The following is an 18,660-nucleotide window of genomic DNA, read 5'->3' on the forward strand; positions in this document are numbered from 1 at the left end:
CCGCTGGCCGCCGCCTACGCGCGCGGCGAGCGGGGTGCGGCGGATAACCTGCAGGTGGTGAATCTTGACTCCGTCCAGGCCCAGGGCGGTGAGAGCGCGGGCCGTAGCCAGGAAGTCCTCCCGGTCCTCCCCTGGGAGGCCGAGGATGATATGGGCGCAGACAAAGATGTTCCTTCCCCGCGTGCGCCGCACGGCGTCGATGAAGTCGGCCGCCGAGTGCCCGCGGTTAATGATATGCAGCGTGCGGTCGTGAATCGACTGAAGGCCGTATTCCACCCAGACATGCCGTTTGCGCGTGTATTCCTCGAGGAGGTCCAGGACCGGATCGGGGGCGCAATCCGGCCGGGTGGCGACGGCCAGTCCCACCACCTCGGGGTCGGCGAGGGCGGAATCAAAGAGGCCGCGCAGGGCGGCAGGCGGGGCGTAGGTGTTCGTATGGCTTTGAAAATAGGCCAGAAACCCGGCGCGGGGGTCGCGCCGGCGCAGGGCCGCCTTTCCACGGGCGATCTGCTCCCGGATGGTCAGGCCGCTTCCGGCGGCCGGGGCGAAGCTGGGGTTGTAGCAGAAGGTGCAGCCGCCGCGTCCTATGCGCCCGTCACGGTTGGGACAGGTAAAGCCCGCGTCGAGCGGGATCTTATAGATGGGGCGGCCGAAGCGTTCGCGCAGGAAGCGGCTGAACGCATACCAGCGGGGGGCTGTCAATGGAGGTGCCCCTCCAGGTAGGCCCCGGCGGTGAGAATGGGCACCCCCGCCCGGTGGGCGACGTCCAGGAGATGGTGGTCATGGGTAACCAGGCAGGCGGCCCGGCCTGCCACGGCGCATTCCAGGAACTTGTTGTCGGCCGGGTCGTCCTTCACCAGACTGAGATGCAGGTCCGGCTTAATCTCGCGGCAATGCGGGCCCTCGAGCAGGCTAACGGCGCGGGCCTCGCGCCGGGCTGCGGCGTCAGGGCTGCCGAACCGCATTTTGCCCAGGATGTCGAGGTACTCGCTACGGATGGCAGGACTCACCAGGACCTCGATGACACCGCTTTCCCAAAGCTGGAGGAGGCGGCCGGAGGCCTTTTCCGGGGCAAGGAGGCCTCCCATGAAAACATTGGTGTCGATGACGATACGCGGCCGTCCGGTCATTGAGATGTCCCCCACTTTTCGTCCTCGGGCTCTCTTTGTCCGTAGTAGGCTGTGCCCGGTGTTCTCAGGTTCGCCTTCTTTTTTTTCACTGCCTGCGTGCCGCTTATTTGAGGATGCGGAATTCCGGCAGCGGTTTTTCGTTCTCGGGAAGGATGCGCCGCCGCGTATCCACCTCGTCGACGCGGGCCTTCGGAGGCCCCTGGCGGCACCAGGCGATGATCGCTTCGACCGCCTCCTCCGGCCCCTGGAAGAGGGCCTCCACGGTCCCGTCCGGTAAGTTGCGCACCCATCCGGTGACTCTAAGGCGGCGGGCCTCCTCGGCGGTCGACCAGCGGAAGAAAACGCCCTGTACCTTCCCCGTAATGCGGGCATGGGCCTCAAAAAGTGCCATATTCATTCCTCCCCTCGCCTTCCCTTTGGCTGTCTCCGGTTGTTTGACCGTCCTTGCGGGCCTGTTCTATCCTGTTCTATAATGCAACAAGGCTGCCTGGTTACAGTCCTCGGAGAGGGGGTTGGAATAGTGAAGTGCAAAGTCTGCAAGGGCGAAGCCTTTATCAAGTTTCCTGCTCATAACGCCGCCTTCTGCGAGGAGCATTTCGACGCCTTTTTTATCCGCCAGGTTGAAAAGGCCATCAGGCGTTACGGGATGCTATCCCCCGGCGCCGGCGTAATGGTGGCTGTGTCCGGGGGCAAGGACTCGCTGGTCGTCGCGGATGTCCTTTCGCTCCTCGGTTATGCGGTCCGCGGCCTGCACATCGATCTGGGTATCGATGACAACGGCTTCAGTGCCCAGTCCCGGGAAGTCAGCGCTTCTTTCTTTTCCCGGCGCGGTCTGCCGCTGCAGGTTCTTGACCTGCGTGAGACCTTCGGCATGAGCGTCGTCGAGGCCGGAAGGCGCTTCCCCCGCTTTTGTTCCCTTTGCGGGATGACCAAGCGGTACCTGATGAACCGTACGGCGGCCGAGGCCGGCGTGGAGGCCCTGGTCACCGGGCATAACCTGGACGATTTGGCCTCCGCCCTCCTGGCGAACGTTCTGCGTTGGGACCTCCGCTACCTGGCCAAGACGCTGCCCGTGCTTCCCGGTGAAAACGGTTTTGCCAGGAAGGTTAAGCCTCTGGCGCTGCTATCGGAGCGGGAAATAGCCGCCTACGCCGGGGTACATGCCATCCAGGTTGTGACGGCGCGCTGCCCCTATTCAACCGAGGCCAAGTTCCTCCGCTTCAAACGGGTCTTGAACGATATCGAGGACCAGTCCCCCGGAACCAAGCGCCGGTTTTACGAGGGGTACGTGGATGCGGCCCACCTGTTTCAGACGTCCGGCGGCGTCCAGGGCGGCGCTCTACGGCCGTGCACCGTCTGCGGAATGCCGACCTCGGTCGAGGTCTGCTCCTTCTGCAAGACCTGGCGCGGCCGGCGGTAGTCCCCGCGTTACTTATCTCCCCGGCGCCGCCAGGTCGAGGACGACGACCCGCAGCCCGCGGTCCTTCACGGGAGCGGTGATTTCCAGGGCGGGAAGCCGTTCGACCTGTGCAAAACGCTTCGAGAAATCCTCCACCGGCGCGATGGGGAAGTCGGTGTAATCAGTCTTGTAGTGCATGGGCAGGACGACGGCCGGCGCAAGGGTGGCGACCGTCTCGGCGGCCTCGGCCGCGTCGATGGTGTAAAAGCCCCCCACCGGGATGCACAGGACGTCGACCGTGCCGATGGCGGCCACCTGATCGGGACTCAGCAGGTGACCGAGGTCTCCGAGGTGGCAAACCCGGAGCCCTTCCCATTCCAGGACAAAGACCGTATTGGGGCCGCGCTTGGCGCCCTTTTCCCGGTCGTGGTAGGTCTGCAGGCCGTTGATCTCCAGCCCGTCAAGCACCTGCCTGCCCGGCGTGTCGATGACCCGGGGGCGGCCGGGGAGGGCTTTTACGTTGTTGTGGTCATGGTGCAGGTGACTGACGGTGACATAATCCACCGTCACCCGCGCTAGAGGGTAGCCAACGGCGGCGTCGAAGGGATCGGTCAATAACCTGCGACCCCCGCTCTCCAACAGGAAGCAGGCATGGCCCAGCCATTGAATACGCATCGGCCTTCTCACCTCCGGTCTTTCATGCGGTCAATTCTTCGCCGCCGCGCTGGTGTTTCCTGCCGGCGGCGGCCTTTCCTCCCATATCCTGGCCCTGGTCCGGCCGACCTATGCGGCGGGCATATCCTGCCCCCCGAAGAACCCATACTAACACCAAAGTTATACAGAAAGCCGGGAGTTGGAAAATGACGGACAAGTCGCCCAGCCTCTGGCGCGTCAAGCCCGTCGGTGCATTGCTGGCCGGGAAAGAATCGTCCCACCTGCGACGGTCACTGAGTGTTGTGGATCTGGTGGCCCTCGGCATCGGTGCGATCATCGGGACCGGCATCTTTGTCGTCACCGGGGTGGCGGCCGCCCAGTATGCCGGCCCGGGGCTCGTTATCTCCTTCGTGCTCGCGGGGCTCGCCGCGGCCCTGGCGGCTCTGGTCTACGCGGAACTGGCCTCAATGATCCCGGTCGCCGGCAGCGCCTACACGTACACCTACGCCGCCTTAGGGGAGTTTGTGGCATGGGTTGTCGGCTGGAACCTGATGCTGGCCTACCTGATCGCTTCGGGGGCGGTAGCCATCGGATGGGGATCCTATCTGGTGGACCTGCTACGCTCCTTCGGGGTCCTTCTTCCGGCCTCCCTGGTCAACGGGCCGGGCCAGGGGGGGGTGGCCAACCTGCCGGCGATGGCTGTCGCCTTCCTGGTGGCTTTGTTGATCATCCGCGGCACCAGCCATAGCGCCCGGGCGACCAAGGCTATTGTCCTTGTTAAGCTGGCGGTGATTGTGCTCTTTATCGTTGTCGGGATCCGATTCGTAGACCCCGCGAACTGGCGCCCCTTTCTTCCCTTCGGGATTCTGGGCATTTTCCAGGGAGCCGCCATTGTCTTTTTCGCCTACATCGGTTTTGACGCTGTAGCCACCGCCGCCGAAGAAACAAAGCGGCCCCAACGCGCCCTGCCGACGGGCATCCTGGGGTCTCTGATCGTCTCTACGGTTCTATATATCGTTGTAACCCTGGTGCTTACCGGCCTGGTGCCCTATGTACAGCTGAACACGGCTTCCCCCGTAACGACGGCCCTCCTTCGTGCCGGGGTGCCCCTGGCCGGGGGGATCGTGGCCGTGGGCGCCCTGGCCGGGATCACCAGCGTCCTGGTAGTCATTCTTTACGCGCAAAGCCGGATTTTCTTCGCCATGTCGCGGGACGGGCTGCTGCCGCCCGTCTTTTCCCGTCTCCATCCCCGTTACCGAACGCCGTATATTGCGACTCTAATCGTTGGCGCCGTCGTCATGCTGATAGGCGGGTTCATGCCATTTCAGACGGTAGCGGAACTGGCTAACATCGGGGCGCTCATGACGTTTATGCTGACCGCGGTAGGGGTGATGGTGCTGAGGCGCACGCGGCCCGATTTGCCGCGGCCGTTCAAAACCCCCGGGGTTCCCTGGACCCCCGTTCTGTCCATTCTTTTCTCTGCCTACCTGGCCGGCAATCTTCCGGCGGACACATGGCTTCGTTATGCCATTTGGATGGCCGCCGGCATCATTGTCTATTTTGCCTATGGTTACCGCCACAGCGCGCTGGCGCCCCGGGATACCCGGTTTTCCTGGCGCAGCCTTCTTGCTCCCGTCCATGCCAAGCCGTTTCATCGGCCCAACAGAGCGGGCCAGGACAAGCGCTAGTGAAACATAGCACAACCCTGGCTGACAAAAACCCCTTGATCACGTCCCTCAAGGTGTGGCAACAGGCCGGGTTACCAGTCGGCCGGGGTAATCACCGGCCAGTAAACCCCGCCGCAGAACCGGCAGGTGCGGCCCGGCTTCTCCAGGCAGAACCGCCCGCACTGGGAACAGATGCACTCCCGCCGGAAAGGAAGCTTGCCGCATTGGGCGCGCCCGGGCAGGTAATTGCGGCAGGAGCCGCAAGACAGGGGGGCCAGGTCGCAGGCCAGGCTGGTCCGCTCTTCGGGTGCGGGGTCGTAATGCGGGCACATAAGGACACCTTGCCGGTTGAAATAAGTAGCGTGCAGATGGATCAGTTCACCCATTGTCTAACCCCCTTCCAATTCCTTTAATTCTGAAATCTTAAAACATTTGGAATTGAATGTGAAATTTATCACGATCTCCTAGCTCTAAAATATGTCAAGGGAGCACCCCTGTCAATACCCACCCGGCACAAACATGGGTATAGTCTAATGCCGCTTGCGTTACGTTTATGCGAAAGGATGGCACGCCGCCGACCGGTTCTGATGGGCGGACGGTCTGATAGGTGGGCGGCGGGTGTTTTGACGTTTGGGTGGCAATGTCACTGGTGCATTGAGCGTGTTGAAGAAACCAGGTTCTCGGTGCGGCGGCTGATCAGGGTGGCATCCACGCTCAGGCGCGCGGTGCCGGAAATCATCGCGGCCCGCGCCGTGGCCGCGGCGACGGCCGGTGCGACGCGGTGGTCGAGGGGGCGGGGGATGATCCTCTGGGGCGAGAGTTCGTCGGCCACAAGCGCCGAGATGGCCTCGGCGGCCGCAAGCTTCATGGCGTCGTTGATATCCCGGGCCCTGACATCGAGAGCCCCGCGAAAGATCCCCGGAAAGGCGAGGACATTATTAATCTGGTTCGGGAAGTCGGACCTGCCGGTGGCCACAACGGCGGCGCCGGCACGCAGGGCCTGGTCGGGCCAGATCTCCGGTTCCGGGTTCGCCAGGGCGAAGATGATGGGATCAGGGGCCATTGAACGTACCATGTCTTCGGTGACCAGGTTGGCACGGGAGACGCCGATAAAGACGTCGGCTTCCGCCAGGGCATCGGCAAGGCTGCCCTGCCTGCCGTCCGGGTTGATGCGCCGGGCGATTTCCTCCTTGTGAGGGTTCATGCCCTTTGGCCGCCCGGCGTAGAGGATTCCCTCCCGGTCACACACAAGAATCCGGCCGACGCCGAGGGTCAGAAGCAGCCTGGTGATGGCGAGGCCGGCCGAGCCCGCACCGTTGATGACGACCTTTGTTCCGCCGGCCCGGCGCCCGGTGAGGTTAAGGGCGTTAAGCAAGCCGGCGGCCACCACGACCGCCGTCCCGTGCTGGTCGTCGTGAAAGACGGGGATATCGAGAGTGCGCTTTAACTCTTGCTCGACTTCAAAGCAGGCGGGGGCGGCGATGTCTTCCAGGTTGATCCCCCCGAAAGTCGGGGCCACCTGCTGTACGAAGCGGATCACGTCGGCCGCTGTACGGGCGTCGATACACAGTGGAAAGGCGTCCACCCCGGCAAAGGTCTTAAATAACATAGCCTTCCCTTCCATAACCGGGAGGGCGGCCTCGGGTCCCACGTTTCCCAGGCCGAGAACGGCGGTCCCGTTGGACACTATAGCCACGAGGTTGTCCTTGGCCGTGTAATCGTGAACGGCCTCCCGGTCGGCGTAGATCTCCCGGCTCGGGGCCGCCACGCCGGGCGTATAAACCAGCGACAGGTCCTGCTCGTTGCGCAGCGGGAGCTTGGACGTGACCTCTATCTTCCCTTTAGCCTGGCGATGCAGGGCCAGCGCTTCTTCACGCAGCGCCATCGGTTTCACCCCTGAAAGATGTATACAATATCCTAAATACACTATACCCCGGTGACTGTTTTCTGACAATATAAAATAATGTTGCCGACTTCCCCGGCCCGGAACGCGCGAGAGCCCGCGCCATAAGGTTTGCGGGCTCTCACCGGAAGGCCGGTCCATGCGTTATGTTCTTATTGGTCCCGGGGGATAACGCTTGGCGTTCCCCCTTATAGCTTGAGGCCCAAGGCGGCCATTCGGCGGCGAACAAAGGCCAGCTGTTGCTGTAGGGGTAGCTGCGCCGGGCAGTTGTCCTCACAGGCCATAAGGCCGATGCAGCCGAAGGCCCCGTCGTTATTCCCCACGATCTCATAAAAGGCACGGCCCGAACGCAGGTCGCGGGGATCGACCATGAAGCGGGCGACCCGGTTGAGACCGGCGGCACCGAGGAATTCCTGCCGGATGTTGGCCGTGGCGCAGCCGGCGATGCAGCAGCCGCATTCGATACAGCGCTCGGCTTCATAGATCTTGAGAGCGGTGGCGTTGTCCATCCGGTCCTCCCTGGCTGTAGGATCAAACTCCTTGTCGGTATGGATCCAGGCTTCGGTCTTCAACGAGAGATGCCGAAACCAGGTGCCGGTATCGACCGAAAGGTCGCCGATCAGCTTGAAAACCGGCAACGGCAACAGGGTAATCTGCTTGGGCAGCGTTCTGGTCAGGGTTTTGCATGCCAGGCCGGGGCGGCCGTTGATGAGCATACCGCAGGAACCGCAGATCGCCGCCCGGCAGACGAAGTCGAACATCAGAGAGGGGTCCTGTTCCTCGCGGATGCGGTTCAAGGCCACGAAGAGGGTCATCCCCTCGGTTTCATTCAGCCGGTAGGTCTGCAGATGCGGAGTGACCTCATGTGAAGCGGGATTGTAACGGAAAATCTTAAAGGTCAGTTCACGATTAGGCATGTTTACCTCCCTACGCCTTCTGTGGATTGGACCCTGTGCCGGACTGGGCGGATGATTCGCCGTAGCCCCGGTCGCCCGGAGGCAGTTCGGTAATCTTCACCGGCTCATACTTCAACTCGGGCAGGTCGGCATCGGGCGGCCAGTAAGACAGGGTGCGCTTCAGCCAGTTGACGTCATCGCGTCGCGGGTAATCCTCGCGGGCGTGGCTGCCCCGGCTCTCGGTGCGCTGCAAGGCACCGTAGGCGATGCACAGCGCCAGGCGGATCATACCCGGCAGACGTAGGGCCGACGTCAGTTCGGGGCTGGCACCTCGTCCGCTTGATACCAGGCCGATGTGGCGCGAACGCTGGTGCAGCTCCTGCAGCCGTGCGACCGCCGTTTCGAGATCCTTGCCGTTACGGAAGATGCCCACATAGTCCATCAGGGTCTGCTCCATCTCCCGCCGTAGATGATAAACATTCTCCTTCCCGTTGCGGCCGTAGATGAGGTCGGCCAGGCGCGCCTCCTGGCGGCGAATCCGTTCCTCCACCAGTCGCGAGGAGAACTCCAGGTCGGCGCCGAGGGCGTACTCGGCGATTTTCTGGCCCACGATCATCCCGGCCACGATGGTCTCCGCCAGGGAGTTGCCGCCCAGGCGGTTGAAACCGTGCAGGTCCCAGCAAGCGGCCTCGCCCACGGCGAACAGGCCTTTAAGACCGTAAGCCTTGCCGTCGATGTTGGTCCGCACGCCGCCCATGCTGTAGTGCTGGGTCGGGCGCACAGGGATCAGCTGGTGCACCGGGTCCACGCCGACGAAGTTGCGGCAAATGTTGGCGATCTCGCGCAGGTTGGTGTTAATATGTTTCGCCCCGAGATGGCGGATGTCCAGCCACAGATGCGGGCCGTAGGGGCTGTCCACACCGAAGCCCTTGCGCATATGCTGGATCATGCGCCGGGAAACGACATCACGGGAGGCCAGTTCCTTCTTCTTGGGTTCATAATCGGGCATGAAACGGTACTCGTTCTTGTCCAGAAGGTAGCCGCCGTCGCCCCGGGCACCTTCGGTGATCAGAATCCAGACGGGTACGAGACCGGTGGGGTGGAACTGGACGGCCTCCATGTTGCCCAGGGGAACCATTCCGGTGTCGAGGGCCAGGGACATCCCGGTGCCCTCGTTGATGACCGCGTTGGTGGATGCGCCGTAAAGGCGGCCGTAACCGCCGGTGGCGATGACGGTCGCCCGGGCCAGATAGGCCGTGAGCGCCCCCGTCCGGAGGCAGCGGGCGACGGCGCCGAGGCAGCGCTCCCCGTTGTGGATGAGGGCGATGGCCTCCATCCGGTCGTGAACGGTAATCCCCATTTTGATAACGATGGAGTCCATGGTGTATTGCAGGGTATGCCCCGTACCGTCGGCGGTGTAGCAGGTGCGCCACTTGGCGGTGCCGCCGAAGTCGCGGGCGTTGATGAGGCCCTCGTACTCGGGCTCCTCCTCGATCACCCGCCCGTCGGGAAGTGTCCGCTTACCGGCCACGACCCGGCTCCAGGGAACGCCCCAGTAGGCCATCTGGCGGACGGCGATCGGTACCGTTTCCACGAAAAGGCGGGCGACGTCCTGGTCGCAGCCCCAGTCTGAACCCCTTACGGTGTCAACGAAGTGGATATCCGGGTTATCGCCCCGGCCCATGGCGCAGTTGCCGAGGGAGGCCTGCATGCCCCCCTGGGCCGCCGTGCTGTGGGAACGCCGGGGCGGGACCAGGCTGAGGATGGTCACGTTCAGCCCGTGGGAGGAGGCTTCGATGGCCGCCCTTTCCCCTGCCAGGCCGGCGCCGATGATGAGAACGTCGGTGACGTGCGTGGTCACCATCTATAAGGCACCTCCCAACTGGGCAAAGACCCACAGGATGACCAGACCAAGGCCGAAGATGACGGCGCTCACCGTCTTGGTTACCCAGCTTACGGTGTGCCGGTTGATCCAGCCCCACTTGACGAATACCCGGTAAAGGCCGAAGCCGGCATGGTACTCGCCAAAAACCAGCAGAAGCAGATAAAACCACCAGTAGGTATGAATCCGGTCCGCGCTCTGGAGAGCCCGGATCGGCCATCCGGTGAGGATGGAAGCCACATGAATGCCGGCCAGCGCTCCCACTCCCAGCGCCGTGAATAGCTGGAAGACCCAGATCCAGGTGTCGGTGTGGTTAACCAGCCGGACGTGCCGCCAGAACTCCCGGTAACGGGTCGGGATGCGCCGGCAGACGGCGAAGACGTGAACGAAGGCCGCCGCGATAACGACGGGAATGCCCAGGTATGAGAGCCAGTAACGGTCCAGGAAGGCGGCGAACCGGTCAAAAGTGCCCATCCCGAGCAGGATCACGGCCAGAAAGAGCATGTGGGTCCAGAGGAAACCAACCAGGACGACGGCACTGACCAACTGCGCCAGTTCGACGTACAGGTCGGCCTTCAGATTGGTGTTAACGGTCTTTTCCAAGGGGCGATTCTCCTCCTCGTCAACTGGTCAAAGCACAAGCCCATGAACCTTCCTTATCGGGAACGGTTAAGGCGCCTGGGCGTATTCCCGCCGCCCCCGCCGGTAAAGATCCTCACCGCGGCAGTCGATGGCCACGACGGCGGGGAAATCCTGGACCACAAACTCATGGATGGCCTCGGGCCCAAGGTCGGGATAAGCCACGACCCGCGCCGCCTTGATGCAGCGGCTCAGAAGAGCTCCGGCACCCCCGACGGCGGCGAAGTAAACGGCCTTGTGGTTTCGCATGGCCTCGACCACGGCCGGCGAGCGGTAACCCTTTCCAATCATCCCCTTCAACCCCCGCGCGATCAATGCCGGAGCATAGCGGTCCATGCGCCCGGCCGTAGTGGGGCCGGCGGCCCCCACGACCCTGCCGGGGGGCGCCGGACTGGGGCCCACATAGTAGATGATCTGGTTGGTAATGTCGATGGGCAAGGGCTTTCCCTGGTCCAGCAGTTCATACATCCGCTTGTGGGCGGCGTCCCGGGCGGTATATACCGTCCCGCTGATGAGGACGGGCTGGCCGGCATGCAGGCTTTCGACGACGGCATCGGTAAGGGGCGTGGTTATCTTCAACGGTTTCATTCGGCGTTTCCCTCCTTCCCCCGTCATAAGAGCGTCGACTTGTGGCGCATCGCATGGCAGTTGATGTTTACCGCCACGGGCAGCGAGGCGATGTGCGTGGGATACAGCTCGACGTGTACGGCCAGGGCGGTCACCCGTCCTCCCAGACCCATCGGCCCGAGTCCCAGGGCGTTGATCCTTTCCAGCAGTTCGGCCTCCAGCGCGGCCGCCGCCGGGTCCGGGTTGGGCCTGCCGAGGGGGCGCACAAGGGCCTCTTTGGCCATGAGGGCCGCCTTTTCCATCGTCCCGCCGATGCCCACCCCGACCGTCAACGGCGGGCAGGCGTTGGGGCCGGCGGCAAGCACAGTATCAATAACGAACTGCTTGACTCCCTCCACCCCGTCCGCCGGCTTAAGCATTTTTAAGGCGCTCATGTTTTCACTGCCGGCTCCTTTGGGGACGACGGTAATGCGCAGCTGATCACCCGGAACGATCCGGCAATGGATCACCGGCGGCGTATTGTCGCCGGTGTTCACCCGTTCCAGGGGGCTCTTGACCACCGACTTGCGCAGGTAGCCTTCGGTGTACCCCTGGTGGACCCCCTCCGTAACTGCGGCGTACAGGTCGCCGCCGACGATGGCCGCCTCCTGCCCGACATCGAGAAAAACGACGACGATGCCGGTGTCCTGGCACATGGGGATCCTTTCACTCTCCGCGATGGCGGCGTTGGTCAAGAGCTGTTCCAGGATTTCCCGGCCGACCGGGGAGACTTCTTTCCCCCTGGCGTTTTCTAGAGCGGCGCGGACATCGGCTTCGAGTTCAAAGCATGCTTCCTGGCAGAGCCGGGCCACAGCCGCGATAATGTCATCGGTATTGATGGTGCGCATAAGCCTTCCCTCCTCGCCGCGTTGTTTTCGAGTTCGTTACGGCATCAGGACCCGCGGGATGTAGAGCGAGATCCCGGGCCAGTAAATAAGCAGGACCAGGAACGCCAGCATGATCACCAGGAAGGGCAGGACGCCCTTGATGACCTCTTCGAGGCGGGAACGGGCCATAGCGCTGACGACGAAGAGGTTGAGGCCGACGGGCGGCGTGATCATGGCCAACTCCATGTTTACGGTCATGATAACCCCGAAGTGGACCAGGTCGATACCAAGGGCGGTGATCATCGGTAACAGGACCGGCAGGGTGATCAGGGTGATGGCGACGGCCTCGAGGAAGGTGCCCATCACAAAGAACATAATGTTGCACGCGAACAGGAACAGGTAGCGGTTCAGGTTGCTGTCGGAAATCCACTGGGCCACGGCTCCTGGGATTTGGTTAAAGGTTAGGAAGAGCGAAAAGACCATGGCCGCGGCGATCACCAGGAAGATCATTGAAGAAATATTGATCGCCTCGCGAAAAATAAGACGCATGTCTTTGAGGCTCAGTTCCTTATACAAAAAGCCCGAGACGATAAGCGCATAGAAAACCGAAAGAACGGCCGCCTCGGTCGGGGTGACGACACCCTTGTAAATAGTGCCCAGGATAAAGAAGGGCAGGACGAACCCGGGCAGCGCCTTAAGGGTTGTCTGCCAGCGTTCTGTCCAGGACGCCTTCGGGGCTCGGCCGTAGTTGTGGCGTAAGGCCATGGCGATGGCTGAGACCATTAGGATTGCACACAGCAACAGGCCGGGGAGCAGCCCGCCCATAAAGAGCTTGCCCACCGATTCCTCCACTGTGACGCCGTAGACGACCATGACCACGCTCGGCGGGATAAGGATGCCGAGGGTACCGGAGGCGGCGATAAGGCCCATCGCGTAGCGTTTTGGATAACCACCGTGGATCAAGGCGGGGAGCATAATCGCGCCGATGGCGGCGGCCGTGGCCGGGCTGGAACCGGAAATGGCGGCGAAAATGCCGCAGGACAGAACGGTCACCACCGCCAGGCCTCCGGGGAGATGGCCCAGCCAGGCGCGGAGGGCGTGGATCAGGTACTTGGCGATGCCGCCGCGGGACATAACCACCCCGGCAAAAACGAAGGCCGGAATGGCCATAAGGGGAGGAGAGAGCAGCGAGGCGAACATCCGCTGCACAACCATGTAGACCGTGAAATCGCCCTGCAGGAAGATGACAATAATCGCCGCTACGGCCAGGCTGACGGCGACCGGGACATTCAGGAGAAACAGTATGACGAATATACTAAACAGCGCTAGGGTGGCCATAATCCTCGTCCCTCGCTTCCTGGGCGGCGAACCATGCCCGCCCGCCGTCCTTGAGCAACAGCCATAGCTTTTCAATAAAGCGGAAAGCCAACATTAGTCCCGCCACGGGAAGGATCAGGGCGATGATCCACTCGGGGGTCTGGGTGTTGACGGTCCTTTGCCCCATCTTCAGGTAGAAGGCGACAAGGAGGTAACCGTAGTAGCAAAACAGGATAGAAAAACCAACCCCCACTGTATTGGCGAAAAGGCTCACCCACCGTTTCACCTTTAACGGCAAGAAGTTATAGAGCATGTCGACCTTGATATGGTGCTCGTTACGCTGGGCGACGGCCCATCCGAGCATGGTACCCCAGACAACCAGGTAAATCGAATACTCGTCAATCCAGGCCTTCGGCCGCCAGGCGGGAATATAGCGCAGGATGACGTTGACCATGACAAGTGTCAACCCGGTGAACAAGAGCCCGCCGGCCAGATAATCCTCCACGGCGGCGTAGATTTTCTTTAACTTCTGCAACCTGTGATCCCCCCGTGTGACAGACTGGAAAGCCATAATGCGGGGGGCGGGAGTGAGCACGTCCCGCCCCCCGGTGGCTTATCATTCAACGACAGGCCTTACTTCGCCGCCTTGGCCGAGTCGATGTACTCCTGGCCGATGATCGGCACGTACTTGTCGTAAACCGGCTTCAGTGCTTCCTCGAAGGCCTTGCGGTCGGCATCGGTCAGGTTGTAGACCTCGAGGCCGCTGTTCTTCAGGGTCTCGAAGCTCTTCGCGTTCAGCTCGTCGGCCAGCTTGATGGCGTAGTCCGTGGCTTCCGCCATGGCGTCGGTGATGATCTTCTTCTGGTCGTCGGTGAGGCTGTTCCAGAAGGTGGTATTGGTCAGCACCACGTAGTCCAGCCGGCCGTGGGCGGAGACCGTCAGGTACTTCTGCACCTCGGCGTACTTCTGGGTGTCGATGTTGTTGAAGGTGTTTTCGGTGCCGTCGACCGTCTTGTTCTGCAGGGCCTGGTAGCATTCGGAGAAGGGCATCGGCTGCGCGCCCGCGCCGAGCGCCTCGAACTGGTCGACCAGCAGGCCGCCGCTCTGGACGCGGAACTTCAGGTTCTTGAAGTCGGCCGGGGTCTTCAGGGGCCGCACGCCGTTGATGAAGTGCTTGGACCCGTTCGGCCACCAGGCCAGGCCCAGCATCCCCTTCGGCTCCAGGGAGTGCAGGAGCTTCTCACCCATCTCGCTCTTGTACCAGTTATAAGCGGCCTGGTCGCTGGCGAAGAGGAAGGGCATATCAACCAGCTGGAAGGACTGGTTGTACTTAATGAGCTTTGTAACCGAGGGCGCGATGAACTGGACGTTGTTGGAGAGCAGGGCCTCCAGTTCTTCGTTGTCCCCGAAGAGCGAGGACGACGGGAAGACGGAAACCTTCATCGTCCCACCGGACTTCTGCTCGATAAGTTCGGCGAACTTCAGAGCGGCCTGGCCCTTGGGAGTCTTCTCGGCCACGACGTGGGAGAACTTCATTTCAATAACCTTGGTTTCCTTGTCCTTATCGGCCGTATCCTGGGCGCCGCCGCCGCCACAGCCGGTGACGACAAAGGCAAAAACTCCGATCAGGACAAGTGCCGTCAAAATTACCCATAGACGCCTTTTCATGGTTTACCTCCTCAATACTTCTGGGCTTTTCTCTCTCTCTCGATGACTGGCTGCAAAACCGGTCCCTGCCTTTCACCCCCCCTTTCGGCCCGCCTTGCGGGCGGCGTTAATCAGGTCGGCACTGACCTGCTCGGCGAAAGAGTTATAAACCGGGGCCAGTGCTTGTTCCCACTCCCGCCGTTCTTTTGGTGTCTGTAAATGAATCTCAAGGCCATCCATCTTTTTCAAGGTCTCAAGGTCTTTGGCGTTGGTGGCGGCGGCGTAATCCCTTTCCCACCTGGTAACATCCTCCAGGCTATCCTCCAGGACGGCCCGGATGTCGGGCGGCAGTGAACGCCAAAAGTCCTGCTCTGCCAGGACCACGTAACCCAGAAAGCCATGATTGGAAAGGGTCATATAGGTCTGTCCCTCGTAAAGCCTCTTGGTCCGTAGATTCGAGAGGGTGTTCTCCTGCCCGTCCACACGGTCATGGGCCAGCGCACCGGGTACATCGCTGAAGGCCAGCGGGATGGGCTCGGCGTTTAGAAGACGGAATTGTTCCTGCAGCACCGAACTGCCCATCATCACCCGAAAACGGAGACCGGCAAAGTCTACGGGATGGACCAGGGGCCGCACCCGGTTGGTCATCTGCTTGAAGCCGTTATCCCAGAAAACCAGGGGTACCAAGCCCTCGGCCTCCAGCGCCTCAAAGAGCCGGGCGCGTGCCGGGCCGTCGACAAACCGGTGCACCGCCTCATAGGACGGAAAGAGGTAAGGCAGGTCAAGCACCTGCCAGGCGGGAGCGATTCCGGCCAGCTTCGAGGTGGCCGGAGCGATAAGCTGCACCTTTCCTTCCCGGAGGGCCTCAAATTCCTCCCCGTCCTTATAGAGGGTTGAGTCGTGAAAGACCTGGACCTCCACCCGCCCCCCCGTCCGCTGCCGGACCAGTTCGGCGAACCTCTCGACAGCCATCCCTTTGGGACTGTCAGCCGTCGTCACGTGGGAGAACTTAACGACGATTTTCCGGGCCGGGTCGACCTGTTCGCTGTCCGTCACGCGCTGGGTGCAGCCGTTAAAAAAAATGAGCGCCAAGACAAGCGCCAGGCTGATTAGAATAACTCTATACGGGAAATGGGCTTTTCTAGTTAGCAACAAAACCTTGTTGCTGTAGGTACTATTCACCATTAGCTCTCCACTTTTAGAAAATTCTAAATAGATGTCATCGAGGACTCAACGTTTCGGTAATTGTGTTTATTTTAATCTTTTTGGTCCAAGGGTGGGGAAGCGTTGACCACGCGGTAGCGGTTTACGGGCCGGCCCACCGAGCCATACTGCAGTTCCAGGCCGACCTTCCCCACCCGCTGCAGGTAGTCCAGGTAGCGCCGGGCGGTGACACGGGCCAGCCCGACGCCGGCGGCGACCTCGTCGGCCGAAAGACTCTTCTCTTGTCGCAGCAGATAGACGTAAATCTGCTTCAGGGTCAGCTCGTGAAGCCCCTTGGGAAGGCTCTCCTTTCCGGCTTCTTCGCGGGCGGCGCCGCGTGCAAAGCGATCGACGGTCTCCTGGTCCACCAGCCCGCGGTGATGCGCCAGGCCTTCATGCATACCGGCGTATGATTCCAGGGCGGCCTTCAGGCGGTTGAACTTAAAGGGCTTGATAATATAGTCGATCGCTCCATGGCGGATGACGTCCTGGATCGTTGGAACGTCCTGGGCGGCGGTAATCAGGATGACATCCGTAGGCAAAAGGCGCCTTCGTATCTCATGGAGCACAGCCACACCGTCCATATCGGGCAGGTAAATGTCCAGGAGTGTCAGGTCCGGTTTCAATTCGGCGATGCTGTCAAGGGCCTCGGCTCCCGTGGCGGCGAGGCCGACAACAGTAAAGAAAGCCACCGACTGTACGAACTGGCGGTTGACTTCGGCGACCATTGGGTCGTCCTCGACAATCAGGGTTCTAATGTTCGCCATGGGTTTTTCCTCTCTTCCCGGCGGGGGATGGTGACTCTAAAGACGGCGCCGCCGCCCGGGCCGTCCTCAACCCGGATGGCTCCCCCCGCAAGATCCACATACCGCTTGACCAGGGCCAGCCCCAGGCCCCGCCCTTCAACCCCGTGCGTGCTGTAGCCGGGGAGAAAGATCCTTTCCCGCTCTTCGGGGGGGATGCCGGGGCCGCGGTCCCTGACAACAATGGTGACGCCGTCAGGCTCATCGAACAGGCCGGCAAAGACCGACCGTCGCTCGGGCTCCAGCTGGCGGACGGCTTCAAAGGCATTCTCCAGAAGGTTGCCGATGATAATCACCATGGCGCTGGAGTCGATATGCGGGGGCAGCTCTTGCAGACGGCTTGTGTGATCGATGACCAGTTCAATACGCATTTCCTTGGCCCGGCTGTGTTTACCCAAGAGCATTCCCGCGATGCCGTAATCATGGACGTTCCGGGCCAGGAACTGGGTCAACTCCTGCTGTTCAGCGGTGACCCGGAAAATATAATCCAGGGCCTCTTGCAGCCGGTTGAGCTGGATGAGCCCGGCGATGGTGTGCAGTTTGTTCATATGCTCGTGGTTTTGTACCCGCAAAGCCTCGATGAACTTCTTCACCCCCGTGAGTTCCTCGGCCAGGCGCTGGACCTCGGTCTTATTGCGGAACGAGGCCACGGCTCCGACAATCCTGCCCTTAACGCGGATCGGGATGCGGTTGGTGACGACGACCACCTGGTTAATGAGCATCTCCTGGTTGTATTCCGCCCGGCCGGTGACGAGAACGCGGGGCAGGGCGCTGTCGGGGATGATCTCCCGCACCGGCCGGCCGAGGACGTTACCGGCGCCCATAATGCGCTGTGCGGCTTCGTTGACCAGCGTGATCCGCGCCTCGCTGTCGACGGCGAGGATCCCCTCGTTGATGGATTGCAGGATGGCGATCCGTTCCTCCAGGAGCCGGGCGATTTGCTCGGGTTCAAGGTTGAACATCCCCCGCTTGATGCGGCGGGCCAGGTAGAGAGAGCCCAGGAGGCCGACGAGCAGCCCGAAGGCGAGGGCGAAATAGAGTTCCATGCGAATCGTTTTCAAAACGCTATGGATCGTCGGCGTAAGAATGCCGACGACGACAACGCCTACCTGCCGTGTCCCCTCTTCGGTCTTGATGGGCACGAAAGCGCGCACCGACGGGCCGACCACTCCTTCGGCCGGGGAGATGTAATCATCGCCGGTCGTTAACGCACGGGCCAGATCGGGGTCGGAGAATCTCCGGCCGATACGGTCTTGCAGGGGATGGGAGTAGCGGATGCCGTTATTATCCAGCACGACCACGTAAGCCACGTCGGTGGCCAATCGGATGCGTTCGGCCAGGGGCTGGATAACCTGGGCGCCGCCCGGTCGGCCCACGTTTTGTCGGATGTCCTCCATCTGCGCCAGGGTCCGGGCGATGGCGATCGCCCGCATCCCCATCTCTCTTTCGAGTTGGGCTGTAAACCGCTCCACAACCAGGGCGCCGCCGGCCAGGACGGCGATCAGAATAGAACTGAAACACAGCAGGGCCATCTTGGTGTGCAGGCCAAATTTCAACTTCATAGAGAAGAAGCCCCCGGGGGGCAAAATCGTGGTTGCCTGCTGGAGAATTGGACATACCTGTTTATAAACCCTTCTTTCCGCAGCACGGTAGATTGTATATGGAATGGGGTAAAGAACCACCGCCTGCGAGGCATTAACCTGCGCCCATTCCTCCACACTATAACCGGAGCATTAAAATGCACTGTAAAGGGGGATGCCGATGTTTGTCAGCCGTGGGCGCAACCACCTTGACCAGCGGGTGGACGTTATTCCGTCACCGAGCCTGAGGGGCCGCCATGTAACAATCCGTTATGATGGGCTTCTGAACCGCGCGGGGGCGGACCGGGTCTTTATCCATTACGGGTTTGATGGCTGGAAGAAGAAGGGGACCATGGAGATGCGGCGGGAGCCGGACGGGGCCTTTGCATGTTCCCTGCCGATGGACGGGGACGTGGAATGCAACTTCTGTTTTAAGGACAGCGCCGCTAACTGGGATAACAACAGCGGCTGGAACTGGGCGACCGACATCCGGCCATAGCCGGGAGT

Annotated in this window: 20 protein-coding genes; 3 read left to right on the forward strand and 17 right to left on the reverse strand. The window is 61.7% G+C overall.

The annotated features are described in order from the left end of the window. The 3 genes from QMC81_02080 to QMC81_02090 all read right to left on the reverse strand — a co-directional run. Positions 1-702: TIGR01212 family radical SAM protein (locus QMC81_02080; GenBank protein MDI6906263.1), on the reverse strand; the 702-nt coding region annotated here is incomplete at its 3' end. Continuing rightward, entirely contained in the window at positions 699-1,130 is a 432-nt protein-coding gene (locus QMC81_02085) for a putative toxin-antitoxin system toxin component, PIN family (protein ID MDI6906264.1), read from the reverse strand. The genes QMC81_02085 and QMC81_02080, both read right to left, overlap by 4 nt. A gap of 103 nt (positions 1,131-1,233) precedes the next feature. Beyond that, positions 1,234-1,521: an acylphosphatase gene (locus QMC81_02090; GenBank protein MDI6906265.1), complete on the reverse strand. Its 288-nt coding sequence runs from the start codon at positions 1,519-1,521 to the stop codon at positions 1,234-1,236. Between the two features lie 129 nt (positions 1,522-1,650). Between QMC81_02090 and QMC81_02095 the strand changes: the two genes are divergently transcribed. Continuing rightward, positions 1,651-2,550: an ATP-binding protein gene (locus QMC81_02095; protein MDI6906266.1), complete on the forward strand. Its 900-nt coding sequence runs from the start codon at positions 1,651-1,653 to the stop codon at positions 2,548-2,550. Between the two features lie 12 nt (positions 2,551-2,562). Here the strand turns inward: QMC81_02095 and QMC81_02100 are convergent, their stop codons facing one another. Next, positions 2,563-3,204, reverse strand: a complete 642-nt coding sequence (locus QMC81_02100; protein MDI6906267.1) for an MBL fold metallo-hydrolase — start codon at positions 3,202-3,204, stop codon at positions 2,563-2,565. A 185-nt stretch (positions 3,205-3,389) separates the two neighbouring features. Between QMC81_02100 and QMC81_02105 the strand changes: the two genes are divergently transcribed. Next, the gene (locus QMC81_02105) at positions 3,390-4,871 is read left to right on the forward strand and encodes an amino acid permease (GenBank protein ID MDI6906268.1); all 1,482 of its coding nucleotides are present in this window, start codon (positions 3,390-3,392) and stop codon (positions 4,869-4,871) included. Positions 4,872-4,942: 71 nt separating this feature from the next. Here the strand turns inward: QMC81_02105 and QMC81_02110 are convergent, their stop codons facing one another. The 13 genes from QMC81_02110 to QMC81_02170 all read right to left on the reverse strand — a co-directional run bounded on the left by QMC81_02110 (position 4,943) and on the right by QMC81_02170 (position 18,135). Then, complete coding sequence (locus tag QMC81_02110; protein MDI6906269.1) at positions 4,943-5,236, reverse strand: hypothetical protein; 294 nt, start codon at positions 5,234-5,236, stop codon at positions 4,943-4,945. 257 nt (positions 5,237-5,493) lie between these two features. Continuing rightward, complete coding sequence (locus tag QMC81_02115) at positions 5,494-6,735, reverse strand: malic enzyme-like NAD(P)-binding protein (protein MDI6906270.1); 1,242 nt, start codon at positions 6,733-6,735, stop codon at positions 5,494-5,496. 206 nt (positions 6,736-6,941) lie between these two features. Next, the gene (locus QMC81_02120) at positions 6,942-7,670 is read right to left on the reverse strand and encodes a fumarate reductase iron-sulfur subunit (protein ID MDI6906271.1); all 729 of its coding nucleotides are present in this window, start codon (positions 7,668-7,670) and stop codon (positions 6,942-6,944) included. Positions 7,671-7,680: 10 nt separating this feature from the next. Continuing rightward, positions 7,681-9,513 carry a fumarate reductase flavoprotein subunit gene (locus QMC81_02125; GenBank protein ID MDI6906272.1) on the reverse strand — a complete coding sequence of 611 codons (1,833 nt, stop codon included), beginning with the start codon at positions 9,511-9,513 and terminating at the stop codon, positions 7,681-7,683. Further along, the gene (locus tag QMC81_02130; GenBank protein ID MDI6906273.1) at positions 9,514-10,134 is read right to left on the reverse strand and encodes a hypothetical protein; all 621 of its coding nucleotides are present in this window, start codon (positions 10,132-10,134) and stop codon (positions 9,514-9,516) included. 66 nt (positions 10,135-10,200) lie between these two features. After that, positions 10,201-10,758, reverse strand: a complete 558-nt coding sequence (locus QMC81_02135) for a Fe-S-containing hydro-lyase (protein MDI6906274.1) — start codon at positions 10,756-10,758, stop codon at positions 10,201-10,203. Between the two features lie 23 nt (positions 10,759-10,781). After that, positions 10,782-11,624: a fumarate hydratase gene (locus QMC81_02140; GenBank protein MDI6906275.1), complete on the reverse strand. Its 843-nt coding sequence runs from the start codon at positions 11,622-11,624 to the stop codon at positions 10,782-10,784. A 36-nt stretch (positions 11,625-11,660) separates the two neighbouring features. Further along, on the reverse strand, positions 11,661-12,941 hold the full coding sequence (locus QMC81_02145) for a TRAP transporter large permease (protein ID MDI6906276.1): 1,281 nt from the start codon (positions 12,939-12,941) through the stop codon (positions 11,661-11,663). Further along, positions 12,919-13,455, reverse strand: coding sequence for a TRAP transporter small permease (locus QMC81_02150; protein ID MDI6906277.1), 537 nt, complete (start codon positions 13,453-13,455; stop codon positions 12,919-12,921). Before QMC81_02150 ends, QMC81_02145 begins: the two co-directional genes overlap by 23 nt. 98 nt (positions 13,456-13,553) lie before the next feature. Next, positions 13,554-14,588 carry a TRAP transporter substrate-binding protein gene (locus QMC81_02155; GenBank protein ID MDI6906278.1) on the reverse strand — a complete coding sequence of 345 codons (1,035 nt, stop codon included), beginning with the start codon at positions 14,586-14,588 and terminating at the stop codon, positions 13,554-13,556. 72 nt (positions 14,589-14,660) lie between these two features. Beyond that, entirely contained in the window at positions 14,661-15,659 is a 999-nt protein-coding gene (locus QMC81_02160; GenBank protein MDI6906279.1) for a DctP family TRAP transporter solute-binding subunit, read from the reverse strand. A 164-nt stretch (positions 15,660-15,823) separates the two neighbouring features. Beyond that, complete coding sequence (locus QMC81_02165) at positions 15,824-16,537, reverse strand: response regulator (protein ID MDI6906280.1); 714 nt, start codon at positions 16,535-16,537, stop codon at positions 15,824-15,826. Then, positions 16,516-18,135 (reverse strand): sensor histidine kinase, encoded by a 1,620-nt coding sequence (locus QMC81_02170; GenBank protein ID MDI6906281.1) that lies wholly within the window; start codon positions 18,133-18,135, stop codon positions 16,516-16,518. The genes QMC81_02165 and QMC81_02170 overlap by 22 nt, the downstream gene beginning before the upstream one ends. Before the next feature lie 199 nt (positions 18,136-18,334). Between QMC81_02170 and QMC81_02175 the strand changes: the two genes are divergently transcribed. Then, positions 18,335-18,652, forward strand: a complete 318-nt coding sequence (locus QMC81_02175) for a carbohydrate-binding protein (GenBank protein ID MDI6906282.1) — start codon at positions 18,335-18,337, stop codon at positions 18,650-18,652. The last annotated feature ends 8 nt before the right edge of the window (positions 18,653-18,660 follow it).

The sequence above is a fragment of the Thermoanaerobacterales bacterium genome, assembly GCA_030019475.1.
Lineage (GTDB): Bacteria > Bacillota > Desulfotomaculia > Desulfotomaculales > JASEER01 > JASEER01.